17 protein-coding genes, 1 pseudogene and 1 riboswitch are annotated in these 21,082 nt (G+C 40.6%); of the genes and pseudogenes, 5 read left to right on the forward strand and 13 right to left on the reverse strand.

Features of this window, described 5'->3' with window-relative positions; translation table 11 throughout:
- Nucleotides 1–109 precede the first annotated feature (109 nt).
- The 4 genes and pseudogenes from BLS16_RS20825 to BLS16_RS20840 form a co-directional block, all read left to right on the forward strand.
- Nucleotides 110–538, forward strand: a pseudogene (locus BLS16_RS20825) (class I SAM-dependent methyltransferase); the annotation flags it as partial.
- A 209-nt stretch (nucleotides 539–747) separates the two neighbouring features.
- The gene (locus BLS16_RS20830; protein ID WP_092335552.1) at nucleotides 748–1,551 is read left to right on the forward strand and encodes a hypothetical protein; all 804 of its coding nucleotides are present in this window, start codon (nucleotides 748–750) and stop codon (nucleotides 1,549–1,551) included.
- 12 nt (nucleotides 1,552–1,563) lie between these two features.
- Nucleotides 1,564–2,688 (forward strand): ATP-binding protein, encoded by a 1,125-nt coding sequence (locus tag BLS16_RS20835; RefSeq protein ID WP_092335553.1) that lies wholly within the window; start codon nucleotides 1,564–1,566, stop codon nucleotides 2,686–2,688.
- Between the two features lie 5 nt (nucleotides 2,689–2,693).
- The gene (locus BLS16_RS20840; RefSeq protein WP_092335554.1) at nucleotides 2,694–4,136 is read left to right on the forward strand and encodes a vWA domain-containing protein; all 1,443 of its coding nucleotides are present in this window, start codon (nucleotides 2,694–2,696) and stop codon (nucleotides 4,134–4,136) included.
- A 66-nt stretch (nucleotides 4,137–4,202) separates the two neighbouring features.
- On the opposite strand, the gene BLS16_RS20845 is transcribed toward BLS16_RS20840, so the two are convergent.
- The 7 genes from BLS16_RS20845 to BLS16_RS20875 form a co-directional block, all read right to left on the reverse strand.
- Nucleotides 4,203–5,351: a methyl-accepting chemotaxis protein gene (locus tag BLS16_RS20845; RefSeq protein ID WP_092335555.1), complete on the reverse strand. Its 1,149-nt coding sequence runs from the start codon at nucleotides 5,349–5,351 to the stop codon at nucleotides 4,203–4,205.
- A 600-nt stretch (nucleotides 5,352–5,951) separates the two neighbouring features.
- Nucleotides 5,952–7,775 (reverse strand): collagen-like protein, encoded by a 1,824-nt coding sequence (locus BLS16_RS23870; protein ID WP_176786247.1) that lies wholly within the window; start codon nucleotides 7,773–7,775, stop codon nucleotides 5,952–5,954.
- A gap of 607 nt (nucleotides 7,776–8,382) precedes the next feature.
- Complete coding sequence (locus BLS16_RS20855) at nucleotides 8,383–9,072, reverse strand: DUF1129 domain-containing protein (protein WP_092335556.1); 690 nt, start codon at nucleotides 9,070–9,072, stop codon at nucleotides 8,383–8,385.
- Nucleotides 9,072–9,401, reverse strand: a complete 330-nt coding sequence (locus BLS16_RS20860; protein ID WP_092335557.1) for a PadR family transcriptional regulator — start codon at nucleotides 9,399–9,401, stop codon at nucleotides 9,072–9,074. Before BLS16_RS20860 ends, BLS16_RS20855 begins: the two co-directional genes overlap by 1 nt.
- A gap of 279 nt (nucleotides 9,402–9,680) precedes the next feature.
- Nucleotides 9,681–10,046 carry a hypothetical protein gene (locus tag BLS16_RS20865; RefSeq protein WP_092335558.1) on the reverse strand — a complete coding sequence of 122 codons (366 nt, stop codon included), beginning with the start codon at nucleotides 10,044–10,046 and terminating at the stop codon, nucleotides 9,681–9,683.
- Between the two features lie 352 nt (nucleotides 10,047–10,398).
- Nucleotides 10,399–11,325: a DMT family transporter gene (locus BLS16_RS20870; RefSeq protein ID WP_092335559.1), complete on the reverse strand. Its 927-nt coding sequence runs from the start codon at nucleotides 11,323–11,325 to the stop codon at nucleotides 10,399–10,401.
- Nucleotides 11,326–11,396: 71 nt separating this feature from the next.
- On the reverse strand, nucleotides 11,397–12,158 hold the full coding sequence (locus tag BLS16_RS20875; RefSeq protein WP_092335575.1) for an AraC family transcriptional regulator: 762 nt from the start codon (nucleotides 12,156–12,158) through the stop codon (nucleotides 11,397–11,399).
- A gap of 487 nt (nucleotides 12,159–12,645) precedes the next feature.
- On the opposite strand from BLS16_RS20875, the gene BLS16_RS20880 reads away from it, so the two are divergent.
- Nucleotides 12,646–12,879, forward strand: a complete 234-nt coding sequence (locus BLS16_RS20880) for a DUF1659 domain-containing protein (RefSeq protein WP_092335560.1) — start codon at nucleotides 12,646–12,648, stop codon at nucleotides 12,877–12,879.
- 95 nt (nucleotides 12,880–12,974) lie between these two features.
- On the opposite strand, the gene BLS16_RS20885 is transcribed toward BLS16_RS20880, so the two are convergent.
- The 6 genes from BLS16_RS20885 to BLS16_RS20910 form a co-directional block, all read right to left on the reverse strand.
- Nucleotides 12,975–13,565, reverse strand: a complete 591-nt coding sequence (locus BLS16_RS20885; RefSeq protein WP_092335561.1) for a DUF5105 domain-containing protein — start codon at nucleotides 13,563–13,565, stop codon at nucleotides 12,975–12,977.
- A gap of 157 nt (nucleotides 13,566–13,722) precedes the next feature.
- Nucleotides 13,723–16,335 carry a winged helix-turn-helix domain-containing protein gene (locus BLS16_RS20890; protein WP_092335562.1) on the reverse strand — a complete coding sequence of 871 codons (2,613 nt, stop codon included), beginning with the start codon at nucleotides 16,333–16,335 and terminating at the stop codon, nucleotides 13,723–13,725.
- 248 nt (nucleotides 16,336–16,583) lie between these two features.
- On the reverse strand, nucleotides 16,584–17,441 hold the full coding sequence (locus BLS16_RS20895) for a DUF3102 domain-containing protein (protein ID WP_092335576.1): 858 nt from the start codon (nucleotides 17,439–17,441) through the stop codon (nucleotides 16,584–16,586).
- A gap of 190 nt (nucleotides 17,442–17,631) precedes the next feature.
- Nucleotides 17,632–19,458 carry an APC family permease gene (locus tag BLS16_RS20900; protein ID WP_092335563.1) on the reverse strand — a complete coding sequence of 609 codons (1,827 nt, stop codon included), beginning with the start codon at nucleotides 19,456–19,458 and terminating at the stop codon, nucleotides 17,632–17,634.
- A 394-nt stretch (nucleotides 19,459–19,852) separates the two neighbouring features.
- The gene (locus BLS16_RS20905) at nucleotides 19,853–20,134 is read right to left on the reverse strand and encodes a hypothetical protein (protein WP_242876392.1); all 282 of its coding nucleotides are present in this window, start codon (nucleotides 20,132–20,134) and stop codon (nucleotides 19,853–19,855) included.
- A 114-nt stretch (nucleotides 20,135–20,248) separates the two neighbouring features.
- A riboswitch (cyclic di-GMP riboswitch) is annotated at nucleotides 20,249–20,336 on the reverse strand.
- 130 nt (nucleotides 20,337–20,466) lie between these two features.
- On the reverse strand, nucleotides 20,467–21,009 hold the full coding sequence (locus BLS16_RS20910; RefSeq protein WP_092335564.1) for a DUF6144 family protein: 543 nt from the start codon (nucleotides 21,007–21,009) through the stop codon (nucleotides 20,467–20,469).
- Nucleotides 21,010–21,082 lie beyond the last annotated feature (73 nt).

Consider the following 21,082-nt stretch of genomic DNA (forward strand, 5'->3'; position numbering starts at 1 on the left):
CCGTGTTTTTCTATGTTATTCCGTGTATGCGACAACCCCAGCGGTATCACTTTTCTACCGCTGGGGTTTCTCATGAGCTTAACTTAATGACATTGCCCTTGAGGGGAACACTGCAAAAGCTAAGCCTGTTCACTGGTGGCAGGCCGATATTATAGAAATTCTGGATCAATTGGAAACCTATGATGGGATTTTTTCCATGACTGCCTTTGAATTCGTCCCTGAACCAGAAAAAGTCCTGCAAAAACTATTTAGTCGTTTAAAGCCCGGGGGCTGTATGACGATCGGACTCATCGCCGGCAGGAGTGCCTGGAGTGAATACTATGCTGAGGCAGCTCGTAACAACCCCACTTCTGTCTTCGCTCGTGCTGCTCTTTATAGCAAAGAGGAAATAGGTTCCTGGCAAATTGGAGTACATGCGGAAATTGGAGAATGTCTTTTCTTCCCACCCAATGTTCAAACCACAGCAGAGGCCCTGGCCATGGAGGAGAAAAGAGCAGGAAATCCTGGGTTTGTGGTGGCCAAGTGGGTCAGGGACTGAGGAAATTACCAGTCAAGATTCTTAACAAGGAAGTTCAGTCATACTGGGCTTCCTTTTCATTCAAGTGCTAAGTACTTACGGTGGGGTTTATGAACGTGTTTGATAGACCCTTTTTTTATCTGGTGGTATAATCACCTTATTTAGGGTAACTTAAAAAGTATCTATCACACATAGTAATGCTGAAAATAATCATAAAAGGAACATAACACATGGAAAATGCAACGCTGATTGAAATGATCAAGAATAATCCTAATGCCATAGCCTATATCCCTAATCCCACCGATGAGATCAAGTTATTGGCTGTTCAAAAAAATGGTCTGGCCTTGAAATTTATTAATAATCCGACCAGAGAGATGCAAGAATCCGCTCTAGACAATAATGGCCGAGCTATTCAATTTATTGATGACCCTACCGAAGAAATGCAGATCAAAGCGATCAAGGATGGCTGGGTTAACTTGGAATACATTAAAAATCCAAGCGATCAGTTAATTAAATTAGCCATCAACCAAGCCGGCTGGGCTATTAAATATGTTCCAAATCCCAGTGAGGAATTGCAATTATTAGCTATTCAAAAAAATTACGATTCCATGAAATTTATTAAAAAACCCTGCGAAAGTGTTCAAGAAGAGGCTGTAAAAATTAATTATGATGCCTTAAGATATATCAATTCACCTACCCATCAGGCAGAACTTATGGCGATCAAGAATAATGAGAGGGCTATTACCTTTATTAAGGATTTAGATCAACCTAAAATCTTAGAATTTCTGCAAGTCAATATTTTAGTCATTAAATACGTTATGGACAAAATCTCTAAAGCTGAATTAGAACAAGTGTTAAAAAAGTCCTTAGCCACTGAAGATATTGACGAAAAATATGTAAGAGATTTTTTAAATTGCAGTTATATCCACAAAAGCAGCGACCTGATGCCCCTGGACAAGATCATGTTTATTTATAAATATGGCAGTAAACAGGCCAAAAAAATAGCTGTCGATGAGAAGCTGAAGATGCTATAGGAGTGAGACACCATGAATTTTACAGACACCTTAAAAAGTGTTGACTTAGTACTATCCACAGGGGAAGTCCCTTTAATCGTTGGGGAAAGCGGGATCGGCAAAACGGCCTTAGCCCAGGAAATTGCGCAGAAAAATCAGTGGAGTTTGATTGTTATTAATGGGAATCTCCTCAAAGAAGGGGAAATTGGCGGTCTGCCAACGATAGAATCTTATCAGGGGGTTAATGGTAATGCAGATCCGAGGGAAAAGAAAGCAACCGTCTATGCCGTTCATCACAAGCTTAGGGAAATCGATGAAGAAATAGCTCAGGGCAAAACTGTTCTTTTATTTATCGACGAGATCAATCGCTGTGAACATACCGTCCAACAGGAACTAATGAATTTAATCTTAAATCGGGAAATCAATGGCTACAAGTTACCTGAGGGTGTAAAAATCTTAGCCGCCATGAATCCTTCCAGTAAATATGGTTCGGATTTTGATTACCAGGTTGTCGATATGGATGCCGCCCAAGAAAATCGCTTTGTCTGGTTATCTATGGAGCCAGATTATCAGCAGTGGATGGATTGGGCCCTAGAGGCCGGAATTGAGGATAAGGTTGTCGAGTTTATCTCCACTTTCCCCGATTATTTGCATAAGATCAATGAAGATGATTTAAGAGCCACCCCCAGAAGCTATGAGCGAATTTCCAGTAGTTATAAAATTTATATGGAGAACAAAGATTCCATACCCAGATCCGTGTTTTTAAATGTTGTCAAAGGAAATGTGGGGCGCTTAATAGCCGAAGAATTTGTAAGCTTTGTGGAATCCGATTACCCTTCCCTCATCACCTATGAAGAGGTTTTTTCAGAACCTTCTCTGCCTGAATCCATCAAAGAAAGCATAAAAAAAGAAAGCCATACCCGGCTTTATCTAGCTGCCAAGAATATTCTCAAAAGCTTAGAAGCAACCATCTTAAACCAACGTGATTCTAGTTTTTATATAGACAGGTTGATTGAGTTTTTAAACCTATATCCTGTGGACTTAATGATAGGAATTATGAAAGATATTAAGAACAGTTATCCTGAAGTTTACAAACTAGCTCTAGAAAATGAGGCTTTTATCGAATCATATTTTGAATCTTATCGTTTAATCAGGTGATAAATATGGAAACTTTTTTTGAGCACCAAGTTAAAGAGCTTTATGCAAAAGCAGATAATATTATAAATAGTTTTTTCATGGCAAAACGCAAAGATGGTCATTCTGAGCTTTATATACCCCAAGAGTTCAAGGATGAATTTTTTAGCCTTGTCGATAAAGTTAACTTAAGTCTTATGGAAGATAAAGATAACTTCTATGGCTATTTTTTGTTGCAAATGTCTAAAGACATACGCTTTGATATCAGCAGCCCAACTGCTGTGAATTTTAAAGGGGCAAGGTATGTTATCTATTTTAATCCCATCATTTTTTTAAATCTTAATATTAAGCAGATGGAAAGTACCATTAAACATGAAATTCTCCACATCTTATCCAGGCATTTGTTCAGAGCCAAAGAATTTAAAGATGGCTACAGCACATTAGCCATCAATCTGGCCATGAATATCGTCGTCAATACCTATTTAGATCATCTCCCCCCCTATTCTGTGACCTTAGAATGGGTTAATGTAAATTATTCCTTAAACCTCCTGCCCTTCAAACCCTTTGAATATTATGTAGAAGAGATTCAAACCGCCCTGGACTTGCTGGAAGCGGATGAGGATACAGCTGATGAAAGCAAAGATGAAGCTGATAATGCTCAGGATGCCACAGATCATGATCAGGACGAAATAATAGAAACAGAGTATAATCCGGAAAAAACCCACGATCTTTGGGCTGAATCCGATGATATCGATGAAAAAACCCTGCAAGAATTTACTGAGAAGTTTATTGATAATGCTCAAAAAGGCAGCCTTCCCAATTATTTGGAAAGTATGATCTCATCCCTTAAAAACAGCAAGGGGGAATTGCCTTGGAATTTATATCTTAAGCGACTGCTGGGGACGGTTGAAAGCAATAAAAAGAAGACGATAACCAGAAGAAACCGAAGACAGCCCGAGCGCTTAGATTTAAGAGGTCAACTGAGGAGTCATAAAGCCAAGATTGTTGTTGCCCTGGATATTAGCGGCAGCATTAGTGATCAGGAATTTAAGCATGCCCTTCGAGAAGTCCTGGAGATCGTTAAAAATTATAATCATGAAATTACGATTATCGAATGTGACAATGAAATCAGACGAGTGTATACCGTCAAATCGGCAAAGGATATCAAAGATCGAATTAATATCAGTGGAGGTACCAAATTCAGCCCGGTTTTTGAATATGCTAATCAGCATAAGGTTAATTTACTGGTCTATTTCACGGATGGCAAAGGTGAAGAAAAGCTTCTGACAATACCTAGGGGATATAAAACCTTATGGGTTATTTCCGGGAAAGGGGATAAGCTTTCCTTAAAAGAAGCTTATGGGGCAGTTAAAAAACTGAAGAATATTGTAATGAAAGATGATTCGTTGAATATGAGTGATGTCAAAAGAGATGGATTTTCAATGCAAGACCAGGAAAGTATGGGGATATGAGGCCCAAGCTGTTGTCCTTTACTTTTTTGAATGAAACTTGCTGCTTGGAAAATCATCGAGTTAACCCTACAAAGTTCTTGCCAGTCTGTTCAGTTCCTCTGACATTGAAGTTATTTCTTCAATGCTCGCCGAAATTTCTTCTGCCGCAGCCGCTTGTCCCTGACTTGCATCTAAGGAGAGATCGCTTTTACGGCTGGCCTCATCAACTTTTTGTTTAATGGTTTCTGTCAGTTGTTTTATCTTTGGCACGGTACTCTTTGATTGATCAGAGAGTTTTCTGATTTCTCCTGCAACAACTCCGAACCCTCGTCCAGCATCGCCCGCTCTGGCAGCCTCAATGGCTGCATTTATTCCCAGCATCTTGGTTTCCTCAGCTATCAATTTTATGAATGCTGATACATCATTTATTTCATCAGTTATCTTGATAATATCATTGATTGTTGAATTAAGAGATCCTTCATTAGAATGTATTTCTGAAGCAGATGCCGCCAGTTCTTCTATGGCCGCAGCAATACCTTCCAAACTATTTTCAAGGTTGCCCGCCATTCCGCGAAGGGCAACTGCTGCGTTTTTGGGAGTAATTATACCCAAGGTAGCGACAATGTTTTTATTTGCATCATCATATAATGGATAATTAGCTATAGTAAGGGGCTCACCGTATTTCAAGGCATCAACTTCTTCGATAATCGGTTTTTTTAATTGGATTACCCGATGAGAAATGTCTGTTTCTTGCAATTCGTACCCTACTGGGAGGGTTGGCATGTCAAATTTCTTTGATGGCTGTGCATAAGCAATTTTAGTCAAATCGGACATATATATGTAAGACCCTTCAGGAAACATTTCCGCGATAATTGGGGCAAAATCCCCAAAGGCAGCTGCGACAGGGTGCAGTTTGGGCATAGCAATAGAAAACGCGCCCACTGAGTTGCCATTGTCATCCAGCACAGGAATAGAGACAATTGAAACTCTTATACCATATACCGTGCGGGGAATATTCTTAACCAGAACCTTTTTTTCACGTATTGCTTGAATCGTTGTTGTATCGTCATTTAGCTTGTTGCCGACCTTAAAAATGTCCAGAGTAAAGGATTCTGACGATTTCACCCATACAAAGGTGTCTTTCTCTACTAACCCAAACACCACTCCGCCAGGTATCAAATTCGCTAAATATTCTGCTAATGATTTACATGACTCTACACCAGTTAATGCTATCAAGGCAATCTCTCCTCCTAATATTCTTAGATTTCAGCAACCATCCTTATTAGGTTTATCTTCCTTGTGAACCAGCTCACTTTCGCGCCTACGACTTTTAAACTGAATTTTCTATATTATAACACATTTTATTCTCTAAACCCCAGTCCTTTGGTTCATTATTTAGACAAATTGTGATGAATCATTCAATACTGCCTGGCACAGACTATGTGACCAGACTCTGGAGTGGGATTGAGCCTCTATAAAATGCCTATCCAAACTTGGATCCGCGGAACATCACACTCCTTACTTTGTCATGAAGTCCGCCTAAAACATACTAAGTTGGCTAAGTATTTGGGACGGTGTTGTGCGATCGTTATGATTTCGTTGCCCGCGGATAGCCGGTAATCATCGGGGCTTTTTGGTCATGCACAGCCACACGCCGTTGGGCTGTTTTCTGACTTGACGTAGCATAACAATAGGTGCAGCCATGGGTACAGGTCATAGGCACCAATGTCTACGCTCTCAAATACAAAGAGTCCCTTGTAATGCCAAAGGACTCTTCTTCACGAACAAGGGACTTGCAAAAAACTTAACTTGCGAAAAGCAATCCTGTAAAGCTAACTATACTAATCCAGCGACATATGGGGATAAAAGCAAACTTGAATCACCAGTGTTTATTACCTGGCCAACTACAAATACCGGGAGATTTTGAGCTCTAAAATTTATTGGAAAGGCATTGAGTGGTGAGCTTAATCCCGTGCTGCGACCACCTATATCCGACCCGTTAACTTGGTTGTATACAGCAAGATAATAAACAGTATTACCTGAAAGCGTAACAGGTGCTGTTAACGGCAAAATAAAGAGACCTCCTGTTATAGACGTGGCTACAGTAGTCACAGCGATAACTGTAGCTGTCGTCTGTGTGACTGGTTGTAGCACTGCCATCTGAAAGTTACCTGTGCCAGCACCTACTTGAATAACATAGGCTGCAAGTCTACTGATAGTTGTTTCTCCACTAAAAGCAAGAGCCCCAACGGCTTCGTTATTTCCACCACCAGCATTAAAAGCAATTAATGCATTAATGTCACCTATCTCCACGGTCTCAATAAACGGCGAGCCAGCCCCGGTTGCTCCGGTAGACCCAGCCACTCCAGTCCCTGTTGCTCCGGTCGCTCCATCAGATCCGGTCGCCCCTGTCGAACCGGTCGCTCCATCTGCCCCGGTTGCTCCAGTCGAACCGGTCGCTCCATCAGATCCGGTTGCCCCAGTCGAACCCGTCGCTCCATCAGATCCGGTTGCCCCTGTCGACCCGATCGCTCCATCTACCCCGGTTGCCCCTGTCGAACCCGTCGCTCCATCTGATCCGGTTGCCCCTGTCGAACCCGTCGCTCCATCTGATCCGGTTGCCCCTGTCGAACCCGTCGCTCCATCTGATCCGGTTGCCCCTGTCGAACCCGTCGCTCCATCTGCCCCGGTTGCCCCTGTCGAACCCGTCGCTCCATCTGCTCCGGTTGCCCCTGTCGAACCCGTCGCTCCATCTGATCCGGTTGCCCCTGTCGAACCCGTCGCTCCATCTGATCCGGTTGCCCCTGTCGAACCCGTCGCTCCATCTGCCCCGGTTGCACCTGTCGAACCCGTCGCTCCATCTGCCCCGGTTGCTCCAGTCGAACCGGTCGCTCCATCAGATCCGGTTGCCCCAGTCGAACCGGTCGCTCCATCTGACCCGGTTGCCCCAGTCGACCCGGTCGCTCCATCTGACCCGGTTGCCCCAGTCGACCCGGTCGCTCCATCTGCCCCGGTTGCCCCAGTCGACCCGGTCGCTCCATCTGCCCCGGTTGCTCCAGTCGACCCGATCGCTCCATCAGATCCGGTTGCCCCTGTCGAACCGGTCGCTCCATCAGATCCGGTTGCCCCTGTCGAACCCGTCGCTCCATCTGCCCCGGTTGCTCCAGTCGACCCGGTCGCTCCATCTGCCCCAGTTGCTCCAGTCGACCCGATCGCTCCATCAGATCCGGTTGCCCCTGTCGAACCGGTCGCTCCGATGTTGCATTGTGAAGGCCCAATTGAATTTAGTTCTGCTGGCACAAGACGATGCACAGCCCTCGGCTTTCCGTTTTGATCTGTCCCCCAAACAGAAATTTCTGTAGCACACGAGTTAGTTACAAATTGAAATTCAAAAGAACTAAATTGAGCGTAATAATTTCTGGTAACTACACTTCCAGGGGATATACTCACTTCTTCAGCAACGTACAATATTTTGCTATTCTCAACCACGTAAAAACCAAAAATTTGCACTTCAACAGCAACTGAGTCGTCATTGGTTATTAAGATCGTTACAGTTGTTGAAGGCCTTGATATTTTCAGCATATCCCCTAAACATATTACAGAGGCTGCTGGTATTGATACCACTGGATTATCAATCAATCCGGTTGTTAATAAAACCATTGACACTTCTCCTTCCAACGATTGGGATTACCCATAAGATTGAATTATTTTTCACTATTGATTGGTAGTTACAACACTACCTCCTTCAACACCTGCAAAAATGCACAGTGTTTTCCGAATTCTAGGATTCATGATTCAAACATTAAAAATCCTGTGATATCAGCATCAACTAAACATTTAGGCTCTGATTAGACTGAAGATGATTGTGTGATAAGACATTGTAGAATGTCCCTCCTCAAAATGGGGGCGACGATCACAACTTCCCCCCTCATAGATCATAAACATTAAGACTTTATGTATTCTATGGACAACAGCCTATTTGTGTTAAAGACAATCTCTAAGTTCTTGTTACATACCTTCTTCCTATTGTGCCTTTATTGCAACCTTAATTCCCTACTGGTTAAATCCTCTTTCCGTAATTTTGAGCAAAAAAGACACTGATTTTTTCAGTGCCTTTTTTATGCTATGCCATCAATACCTTCCTCAGCTTTATTGTAATATTAGGAAATGAACTCTGTAATTATAACTATTCATTTCATTATCGGAAGATTGAAAGCAAAAACCTTCCCAAATTCGGCAATGACTCACTACTTATTGGTGGTCAAAGTTATCTATAAGTTTTAATCAAATTGTTTGCATGTCGGTCTCCCAACGATTTTACCAGAACAAAAGCAATTGCCAGGAACAGGGTGGGATACAGACAATTTACAGACCATAAAACTGTATTCCCCATATACACTCTTATTAACAGTACTGCTGTCCACACAGCCGTAAAAGCTATGATAAATATTATTTGGGTTTTGCGATTATGATTTGATAATTCGAAGGAATTTTTAGTGAAATAGTTATAAACACTAAATGCCATTACCACAGCAAAAAAGGTTGAAACGAGGAATCCTGACGTAATTGGCAAAGCGAATTGACCAAACTTAACTATATTGATGATGGTTGAGGAAAAAAGAATCTCGACCAGATACAATGTCCCTATGCCAAAAACCAGGACGTACAAAATTTCCAATGTTTTTTCATAGAGTGTTTTCTTTCTACCGTTTTTCATCAGCTCGTCGCATAATGCTTTATAGTCATCTCCGACAACATCATTAAATTTTTCGTTCCTTAATTGGGCTTCCAGGGCCATACCTGTAAGCTCTTTACGAATGATTTCGATATCATATTCACATAAGTTGGAAGACCTGAGATAGCACACCATATCCATCATAATGGTATTGTTTTCTTTTGATAATTGTTTATCCAACACATTATTTTCTTTACGTAGCTGCTCTAACTGATTAGCCATTACTCTACCTCCAAACTTAAAATCTTGCTTACCGTTACAGAAATGCTCTGCCAATATGCTTCAAAAGAATTCAATGCTTCTCTGCCACCTTTAGTTATAAAATAATATTTTCTGCTTGGTCCTAAGGGAGAAGGTCTAAACTCCCCAGAGATAAGATCTTTCTTTTCCAACCTCACAAGCAAAGGATAGATTGTACCTTCACGTATGTCGACAAAACCATAGCCCGTCAGTTTTATCATGATTTCATAACCATAGGTTACCTCTAAACTGATAATCTTTAAGATACAGCCCTCTAAAGTTCCGCGCATCAGCTGCGATTTATCAAACATAATTCCTCCTGCTTTCTTCGTGCCATCTACATTGCGATACATAGTAGATTGGCTATATTGTAGTGCATGGTAGAAGTAATGTCAACTACCGGCTCTGCAAGTCCTTAATATTCAAGTAAATCAATAAATAAAAAAAACCCCTCGTACGAGGGGTAAAAGAAGGAGGTAGTTTTGAGAAAAGATTAAAAACCGTTTGACGACAATATCATTATGCAATAATAGTCTGAAATAAACCTGAGGACTAGCTGAAAGATTACTGAAATAAAAAAGTCTTTAACCTCACTTTCCAAATATACTTGATAGAAACTCAGGATTAACGTTCTGGCCAATCGCAGCAAGGGTGATAATAATGGCTAGGATAACAAAACCTTTGATGATCCATTGCCCACCTGGGGTTTGCCAAAAGCCAGTTTCCTTTGTTGCTTCTTCATGAAATGTCTCCAAGGTTGAAATCCGCTTTTCCATAGTTTCTAATGTCTTTGAGCTTGTCTCCAAAAGCTGAGTGAGCTGAGTAATAATAATCTTTAAATCGATTATTGTCTCACTATGTGCATTCAATCTTCGCTCAGCGACTTCCAACTGCTTATCTACTCCCTTATGGGTTCTTTCACATAATTGTTCCGTGACTAATTTTTCCTCCACCATAGCCCCACCTCTTCTTTGTTGCTACCAACAACAAGCTCCCTCTACGGTTATTGAGACATGGAACTTATCGCACGTTTATAGACCATTTGTTGATGCCCTTAAACCTAGCCAAAGCTTGACATTCCTTCACAAGCTGTTAATGCTTGTTTCTTATATGACATAGTATGTTGATGATTCGAATTCCGTGAAATACTTCAACCACTGATTTAGAGAGAACTAAAAACTCATTATGCTAAGTATAGGAACTTGCACTCCAAAAAAAGCAGCCTTCACATAAACAGCTGCTTTTTTCTGGTTCACTTATTACACCTCAGCTTCCGATCAAGAGATAAGCTTATCTGTCTCCTTATACTTAATCTTTTGATGAGGATACATCAAAGGATTTTTTTTTGTTTGGGCTCCGATTAATTGTACTCTTATTCTTTAAAAATCTTCCATCCTTAAGGATTTCCCCAATATAGGTTGAACCCAATATCAAAATCCCGCCCATAATCTGAGGGAGTGTTAATGTCTCTCCGACAAAGATCACACTGAATAAAATACCAAATAAAGGTTCCAGATAACTGTAGGACACTATTTCAACCGATTTCATATGTGTATAGAGGGAAAAGAACAGGGTATAGGCCACACTTGTATGTAATATACCCAGTAGAATGGTATAAGTTACTGCCTTAGCATCCAAGTCTACAACCGATAAAATATTTCCATCAAGCAATACGAAGGGCAGTAAAACAATCATCGCTGTAAATATTTGCACAAAGGTCGCAGTTTGATTATCCACCCTGACTTTAATACTGCGGTTAATCAACACAATGGTTGCGTAAAGCATCCCTGAAATAGCACTAAGTGCCAGCCCCATGTATCCGTAACCTTCTGATAAATTATCTCCAACAATCAGACAGAGGCCCAGAAAGGAGATAAAAATAACCGCAATTTGAATCTTTGAGATAGTCTCTTTCAATAACAGCGGTGCTGCAATCATGACATATGCCGGACACATATTGTAGATCATAACGGCAGATGAAATACTGGTATGTTTGAACCCATAGAACAAAGTTAACCAGCCAAAACCCAGTAATACACCTGAAATAAGATAGGGTTTTAACAGCGGCCATTTCACCTGATCCGATTTTTTCATTTTCATTACTACAAAAAGAACCGGCAGAGCAATTAAGGCCCTCAGAAAAGCTAAGCTTAAAGCGGATAAGGGGATGGATCTCGTAAATACACCCAGACTCCCCCAGATAATCATAACAAGTACTAATTTAATTCTATTCATTGCCACACTCCTTATCTTTGCTAAGTTTAGATTAGCTAAATAATAAGGAGCTGTATTGTATAAAATTGACACTATCCTTTCATTTGCTGTGTATAGGTTGCCGGCGTAATACCATACATTTTCTTAAATTCTCGTATCAAATGGGCTTGATCATAAAAGCTCAATTCCTCACAAATATCAAACACGTCTACACCTTTACTTAATAGCCTCTTTGCTTCAGCTACTCGATATTGTAAATGGTAGGCCGCAGGTGTGGTGACATATAATTTCTTGAAATTCCTGATTATAGTGAATTTATTTAACCCGGATATCTGCTGAAGTTTATCTAATGTAATAACATCATTCACGTGAGTTAAGATGTAATCATGGATGGTTTTGACCATCTCACTGGTATCTGTAGAAGTAATTTCCGAAATCTCTTTATCTCCAAACTCTAACAATAATTCAATTAGGATATTTTCCAAGGTGTCTGGAATCTTTTCTATTAGCAGTTGTTCAATAAAGCCTATTATTTTCCGGACTTGATCCCCTTTCAGCTTTTTTGCTTGACTAAAGCTTACTAAATCTCTGTAGTAACTGGGATCAACAAATAACATAACATATGCCCAGTGATTGATATCTTTCGGTGCACATCTGTGAGTCATCAATGGTGGAATAATGACACCATCTCCTGATTCATAATGAATAGTCCTTTCGTTCAGTGACAAATCAGTGGATCCTTCTAGGATATACCCTAAGGAAAGCTCATTATGGACATGGGACTTATAAGCATGGGGGTTGTTTCTACACCGCTTGATTTCCACGCCTTCAATAATACTTCTGCTAAATTCCATATGTCTGTCTTGTTCAAGACCACTCAGATAATCCTTGTCCGATATATTCAAAATTCAAGCACTTTCCTTTCATTTTTTCACCTCTAAGTATAGGTTAACACACCAATCTATTTATCCTGTATCCCTGAAAAAACTTTTTATGATTCATCTTTAAAACGTAACCTAATAATAACAAAAGAGGAGCTAATACACCCCTCAAATTTAACCCTATATATTGACGGAATAAATAAAGTTGATCCTTGGGTGTAGTTCAAATGCTGCATCGATGCACTATTTGAACTCTCTTCTCAGGCAGGGGATGAGAGTTTAGGCAATACCACTATAGGATATGCCGAGCTCCAGACAAGGGTGAGGGCTCAAGCGCCCATAAAAGAATGGGTTTTGGACAAAAATGCTTCCTTATAGTAACCATAGTACAAGCAAATTCATATTATATACAACCATGCCGAAGCTAGCGGCCTCTGGATCAAGAGGGGAGGGAAAAGAGATGCCTATCATTGATAAGCCGTTGACTTCAACCTTAGTGTTGAAATATGAAGACGGGGTGGCACCAGCCGGCGGTCCCCAAATCAAGCAAAAAAGCTTAAACTACGTGAGGCCCGATGCTGATCATGAAGCCCTTCACGAAGTTGCTGCCGCCCTATTCAGCCTCTCGGAAAACCCGCTCAATGCCGTGATTTTGCGTGATAGTACGGAGTTAGTGGAAGAACCAGAAGAATAACACCCTCTCACTCTTGGATGGGGCTGTGTCGAAACTTTAGTTTCACGCAGCCCTTTGAAGAGAAAAACTAACCCAGTGGGCCTTGGCGGAATATTTTATTGACTAAGCATCTCATTAAGATTCCCGGTAAGGTTATTGACAAAAGTATCGTTATCCTGGATCACCCACATTTTTTTTGCCTTATCTTTATTCAAGGTAATCTCAAGTTCATTTGTCAGAACGGGAGCATCCGGCTTTGATATACTTTCCTCCAGATGCTTCATCAAGTTTTCTTCCATTTTTTCATCAGAAATTTCTTCGCCTGCGAAAGCGGAATTAAACGCTTCATCCATGACTTTCCCCAATATCTCTTCAAAAATTTTCTGGAGGTCTAGATTTGTTAGCTTGACTTTAACAGTTGCCGTCTCTCCTTCTTCTGCTGAAGAGACGATTTCATGTTTCGCTTTTGAAAATATTAATTTTGCAAGCTTTTCTTCTTTTGGGTCAGCAAATGTAAAATTACCGGTATCAGAGGCACAATATGACTCTGCCTTTTTCAAATCAGCTTCGCTTAATGATTTGAAAAACCCATTTACGCTTTCTTCCGCCTTTGGAAACTCAGTATTCGTGCAACCAATCATAGAAAAAACTAATGTGATAATTGCCAAGATGAGTAAACATCTTGATGGGCGTGAAAATTTTGTCATGATATCTCCTCTCCCCTTTAGTTTAATTTCAATCGAGTAATATAAATTTCTACAATTTTCTCGATTATTTTCATTGTAAATAAAAAAGCCCACCATTTAACCTATCGAAAGTTAGGTAAAAGTAGGGCTTTTTCAGTTTTATGAAATATTTTAAAACTTAGCTGATTATATTAAGACGTCTTGCCTTGTCTACTGCCTGAGTGCGCTTATTCACTTCCAGCTTAGAAAATATGTTGTTGATATGCCATTTGGCAGTCCCGGTTGTAATGAATAGCTTTACAGCGATCTCATCATTGGACAGACCTTCGGCTATAAGCAGGAGAATCTCTATTTCCCTTTTCCTGAGAAGATCTGTCTGTCCGTAAATTTTTTTTGTCTCTTTCCCGAATAATTTATCAATAAATTCCGGAGCCATATCTCTCACTTTAGAAGCCAGTTCCAGCAGCTCGCTTCCCTCATCAATAAAATATCTTGCATAGCCTTCAGGGGCGGCTAGTGTCACTGCTTCTCTGACATAGACCAGAGCTTCGGCCTCCCTCCCCAAGTGTTTCTTGACCAGAGCTGACAGCAGCAGGACTGTAATTAACTCTCCATACCTGCCTTCTTTTCTGACAAGTTCTTCTTTCTCTTCAAGAGCTGTCTGAGCTTTGAGGCAATCTTTCTGCGCAATCAAAGCCCTTATGTAGGTAAAATAGGGGTTTATGTCCGATATCCCCGATATCTTATCAAAGGTGATTCCCGGTTCCTTCAGCCACATGGAAACCCTCTCAATATTACCTTCCCTAAGAAACAGCTCCATTTCCAATGCTTCAAAAAATACGGTGATCCTATAGGCTATAAAATCTTTGTAATAAGCTTTTAATCGATATGCCATTTCGAAAGCCTTTTCCTTTTCTCCCGTACTATAAAGCAACAATACTAAATACCATTCTCCCAGCCCTCCCAAATGAGCAAATCCCACTTCCTGATAAGAAGCAATCCCTTCCTCCAGATACTTTTGCGCTTCTTCCAGCTTATTGGCGCAATACAACAGCATCCCCACAGGCAAATAGACAATTTTGGCCATCGGCAAGTGATTCCCGCCATGATCCGTTAATCTTTCCAGGGTTCTTTCACATAATGTGAGGGCTTCTCTTCTCTTCCCCATACAATTAAGATAAAATGCCACATCGTGAAGAGAAGTCACCTCCAGGAAACGGTAACCCTTTCTGCGGGCTCCTTCATAGACTTTGGCATGCAAGGCTTCCGCTTTGCGGGTATGCCCGTTCAGACCATTTGCGTGTCCCAGAGCAATTAACCCTCCATAATAGAAAAGCTCCTGCTTGTCCTTCACGAGTGAAAGGCCTTCTTCTGCATCCTTCAAGGCCTGCTCTTTATCTTCACTTTTATATCTGAAAGGCGCGGATGCCTTTGCCATCCCTAGGATTATCGGATCATTGCTGCTTTCCTCTATATATTCCAAACTATCGATCACTTGGTTTGCTTCATTAATTTCTCCTGTAATCAACAGGCACCAGGCCCTATATACTTCCAGAATACCTTCCTTTTCCTTCTTTATTGCCGATACTGAATTCAACCATGAAAGCAGGGTTTTTAACTCACCTTTTTGAAAAAGCTCCATTGCCTTATCTTTAACCAGATTTGCCGCCGCCTCTCCGTCTCTCGCCTCCAAGGCGTATTCCAGAGCCGCTTCGGTAAATCCGTTCTCCCTGCACCACAGACTGGCCTTTCTGCACATTTCTGCCTTCAGGTCCTCATTCAGGCCCATTCTTAAAAATTCAGAGAATAGATGATGGTATCTATACCAAGTATACGTGTCATCCAAGGGTACGATAAAGAGATTATCCTTTTCCAACTGTTTTATGATTTTTCTGCTGTCCTTGATGCCCGTTACAGCTTCACAGAGCTCTCCGTTAAATTTTTTCAACGTACAGGTCCTGTTCAGAAAAATACGGATTTGCTCCTCCTGGCTTTTCAGCACCTCATCCATTAGGTAGTCTGCAATAAACCGGTTATTACCGTTAAGTTCTTTCATAAAGCTTTTTGCCCGGGCTTTTTCCATATTTTTTATGGACAAACCGGTCAATTGCATGCCCGCGGCCCAGCCTTCCGTCTGCTTTTCAACGATTTTCAGCATATCATCGTCAAAATCCAAGTTGAAATATCTGCTAAAGAAACCGCTGATCTCTGGACTTGTGAATTTTAAATCCGTGGAATTCAGCTCGGTTATTTTATCTTCGACTCTCCACCTTGAAAAGGCCAGAGATGGTTCCTTGCGAGTAATTAAAACAAGCCTTGGGGCTATGGAATCAAGCAGTTTTTGTAACAGTTCATTGATGTAGGCGTTATTAATAACATGATAATCATCAAAAACCAGAATGAAAGGCTCTTGAACCTGTTCCAGCTCTCTTGCCATATATAAACTAACAGTTTCCACACTCGGCAGCTTTGGTGCAGCCAACAAATCTTCTATCATTGTTCCGAACCTTTTATTTATCTTTCGGACTGTCGCGAGCAGATAGCTTATGAACTTTAAAGGATCGTTATCATATTCATCCAGAGATAACCAAGTGTAATTGTAGTCCAACCGGCTTAGCCATCCGGAAATAAGCGTTGTTTTACCGTATCCCGCCGGAGCGGAAACAATAAATAGTTTATGCTCTTTATCCAGTCCCTCATCGAGCTTTTTATTCAGAATATCCCTGCGTATATGGTTCAGTCTGACAGACGGCATATGTAGCTTTGTATCCAGAAGAAATCTACTATCCATTTTTTCCCTCGTATCTATGAAAAATTATCCTAATGTGATATCGTATTTTTTTGATTAAAAGAACAGCTTCCATCACATATTGCTAATAATCGAATTTTAAATTCAATATGGCAAAATTTTTCTTGCCTCAGCAGGACTCATAGATATTTAATGTCTCTAATGTTTTTGCACTACCAGTCAACAGAATTATGGTCTCTAAGTGCCTTGAAGATACCAAAAAGATGCCGCTTCCGGCATCTTTTTGTGCGCTAGTCTCGATCCTTTTTAATATTCAAATTCGTTTTAATCCCAGGAGGATATTTTTTCAGCGTCTCCACCATGTTTGTCGCTATCTTTAACGCTTCTTTCCTGTTTACTTCCTTCTTTACCGGGTCTACTCTGTCTAAGTCAACGAGAGTCTTCAGGAGCTCCCCATAGGCGCTGAGCATGGCGTCGCGGTGCATGGCGTATTGGGCGTCGTATATCATGCTGTCGGTATTGGCATTCTCTGCCCCCGGCACAGTTTGCAGAGTTTTCGGCTTGATGATTTTTCGTTCCACCGGGATCAGTTCCATTGGTTTATCCAAAGGTATATCTATAGGTTTATCTATTACATTTTCCTTTTCCGCTGCCGATGCCTCTTCCGCTGCACTTCCTTGCTTTTGCTTCATCAGATTTTCCGGCTCTTGAAGGTCTTCTTCCTGAGGCTTTCGAACCCTTTCATTAATTGTCTGCCGCAGCTCCCGCTTGCTCATGTTCCCAACATCATTATCCGCTATAAATTGATCCCGGTCCTCTACTGGAATTCCAAAAAGGATAAGCCCTTGGGTGTAGTTCAAATGGTGCACCGGTGCACCATTTGGCCTCTCTTTTCCATCGGGAGAGGAGAGTATAGGTCCGTACTCCCGAAAGGTCTTCATCAATCTGCTGGCTGTGCTTCGGGAGTAACTCACTGATTCAGTCAGCCATTTGAGCCACTCACCATGGGGTACCAGCTCTTTGGCTTCCGTCAGACACCTTCCGATCTCAACGGCGTTGTTAAGCAGCATTTTGCCGCTTTCCTCCTTGATAAAGTTAATCTCGGACGCGATTTGCTCAAGCGTCCTGTTAGAATTTTCCATTCTCATACCGGCTGCCATCCTTTTACGGAATGTCTTTTCAGATACCGCTATAGGATATGCCGTGCCCCAGAAAAGCGTGAGGTATATAGCACCAATAAAAGAATGCTGTTCTTCAATTTTGTCACAATATAGAAGCTTTACAATCATTCAGAGGTATTCAGACCTACCTCTTTGAAGTTAAGCGTCCTTTTTAAAACTATTCTTTTAGATGATAGGGAACTGTGATAACAACTAAATCCGTTCTAAAAAGTAAGAAAGCCCGGATAAGTAAACTCGATTGGTTATGAAGAATATTGTGCCAACCCTTTTTGGGAATAAATTGCGGGATAATCACTGTAACTTGATAATTAAATTCTTTAGCTTTATGCTCGACGGTATCCATAAATTTAAATAGCGGTTGAATAATACTTCTATATTGAGAATGTAATGTGACTAAGCGAACGCCAGTCTGCCACTTATCCCACTTCTGTTCTAACTTCTTTTCATCTTCTCTATCAAATGATACATAAACCGCAATAATTTGCTGAGCAGATAAGGATTTTGCATAGTTTAAGGACTTTTCTACCACCCGGGTAATTCCCGCAACAGGGACAATGATCACGTTCCCTTCAATTGGAATGGTTGCTTCATTGGGCGAAATACGCAATTGATCGGCGATTTTTTCGTAGTGCCTATGAATACTATGAAACAGATAAATAATAATCGGTAAGAAGACTAGGACTGGCCATACCTGTAGGAATTTCGTTAAGAAAAACATTACCGTTACAATGAGGCTAATAAGAGCACCTAACGAATTAATAATAAGTTTTGAAGTCCAATCTTTTGGCTTCTCACGAATCCATTTAATCATCATTCCTAACTGAGCTAGAGTAAAAGGAATAAAAACCCCAATAGCATAAAGTGGGATAAGATGTTCTGTTTCCCCTTCGAATACAATAATTAAAATAATCGAAAACAATCCCAGGATAATGATCCCATTCGAGTATCCCAGACGGTCTCCTCGTACGGTAAACATTCTTGCTATAAATTTGTCTTTGGCAAGATTGACAGCCAGTAATGGAAAAGCTGTATATCCTGTATTCGCTGCAAGGATTAAAATTAACGCGGTAGTACCCTGAATAAAGTAATACATCCAGTTACGCCCAAAGATAGTCTCAGCAATTTGGGATACAACCGTTTGTTCTACTACAGGGGTTATTCCGTAATAATAGGCTAAGTAAACAATTCCAGAGAATAATATCGCCAGCAGTGTTCCCATTGCGACTAAGGTTTTGGCTGCATTATTGGGCGCAGGGTCTTTGAAGTTAGGGATAGCATTCGAAATGGCTTCAACACCTGTTAATGCAGAACTTCCCGAAGCGAAGGCTTTTAGGAGTAAAAACAAACTAATTCCAGCCACTGGGGTTCCTATGGGCGTATGCAGTCCAGGTTGTACTTGGCCGGTAAAGATGTTATATAAACCAACACCAATTAATATTACTAAGGCTACAACAAACAAATAAACCGGATAGGCTAAGATAGAAGCGGATTCTGTTACTCCTCTCAAATTAAGAAGTGTAATACAAACAACAAAAAAAATGGCAATACTGACATTATGATTATGTAAGGTTGGAAACGCGGAGGTAATTGCATCAGTACCCGCAGAAACACTGACTGCAACTGTTAAAATATAATCTACCAACAAAGAACCGCCTGCGATCAGTCCAAAATTAACTCCCAAATTATTTTTTGATACAACATATGCTCCACCACCATGTGGATAAGCAAAGATAACTTGCCTATAAGATAAAATTAACGCGGCTAATAAAACAAGGACTCCCATTGCTATCGGAATTGAATACCAAATGGCCGTGGCACCAATCGTTACCAGTACAATCAATATTTGTTCTGGGCCATACGCTACGGAGGATAGAGCATCAGATGAAAGAATCGCTAATGCTTTTTTCTTGTTAAGTTTCTGTTCTCCTATTTCAGTAGATCTTAAAGGACGGCCAATTAAATAACGTTTAAATGCATATTTCATTTTTCAACACCACCTAATAGATGCTTAATTTAGAATGCCCTGTTCATGATAAAAACTCTCATATTAATACGTAAAACAAACCTTCTGCCTATCGTCTCACAAGTCCGACATTCCTTTCAATACCGCTTCTAAGCTAGGTTAGTGGTTGACTTGCCGATGGAATCAATCTTTGATGAAACTGTTGAATATGATACTCCTATGCTAAAATAATGTAAACAAATACGTAATATAATGCCAATAAGAACGCATAAAAAACAATGACCAGCAAAATAGCTGGTTTTTCTTATTCACAGAATGTCATTGCGCTACTTAACAAAGGCCCGTTGAGCTCTCAGGCTATGAGCGCTCAACGGGCCTTCGTTTGATGACATGATTTTGAATCTGTGCTTTTGTATCAGCTTGCTCGTCTTCTAATGTCCGTTTCTTTAGGGTACTTTAAGTCTAAATTCGGCGTCATTATTTTTATCTCTTTATCCTTAATAGTCTTAACGTAGAATAAAAGGGAACCGGATAAAGCAAAGAAGATTGTTAAAACAAAATAACTCGTTGCTTGAGATACATAAGTAGTAGAAACATGAGTACTCACGTGACCTGCATTGAGCTCCAACACTTTTAGATATCCCATGGTATAAAACATTAGAGTACAAAGATAGCAAATAACCGATATTATTGGCACTTTAACCCCCCCCACTTCGTTTCCAAAAGCCACGAAATATAATCAGATAACTTCTTCATATTCACAGAAAAATCGCCACACCTTCTTGGCTGTGACGACTGTACGTTTAAGTGATTCGGTAACCTGGCAATCATCAGTTATACAACTGGAAGACCCATGGCTTTGCGTCCTTGGCTTTCGCTCAAGTTTGCTAATGTCGTCACAGGTATATATATTGGGTCAATTATACCATAGGAATAGGCCTTTTGTACTATTATTAATAGGACTTTTTTATCAATATTGCATTTATGGCCAATCCCTCCTGCCTTAGTGAGACAACTTGCCTTCTCTCACTACATAGCTCCTTGGGGAATTATTTTCATCAGGCATATCTCATCACCCATTTTTATACTTTTTAACAACTCCACATCTACTTTACACTCAAAAGCTTGTTCAAAAAGGACTTTACTATAGCCGGTCGTACATTGACACCAGGTATCTGTATCTAATCTATCCACATCAGCGAGCATTGGACAGGGGCAGAACGGAAATTGCAGATATAGTTCTCCATTTACACAAAACAGTCCTGCTGCTTTTGCTTTGTCCAAATTTCCAAACTCCTCCATACTTGAAGATAATGCTGCCAGTTCTTTCACCAGCGCTAATTTCTCATCCATGCCATATCCGCACTGACAGTTCATTCTAATGTGTTTAACAGCCGACTTATCAAAATGGTTTTCTAATCTCTTCATTGTAGATTTCACCCAAGCCGGATTATTCTCTGCCCTTGCCAACTCATCGCTTCCATAGACTATTTCTCTTGCTGTTTCAGCATTGCTCGCCCTTTCGACAGCTCCATAGATTACCTGTTCCTGAATTTTTCTTATATCAAACATATTAACACCCTCCATTTTTGTTTCTATTACTTCTAATAAATAAAAAACAGACTCCTTGCAAATCGAACTATTT

Source organism: Desulfosporosinus hippei DSM 8344, assembly GCF_900100785.1.
Classification (GTDB): domain Bacteria; phylum Bacillota; class Desulfitobacteriia; order Desulfitobacteriales; family Desulfitobacteriaceae; genus Desulfosporosinus; species Desulfosporosinus hippei.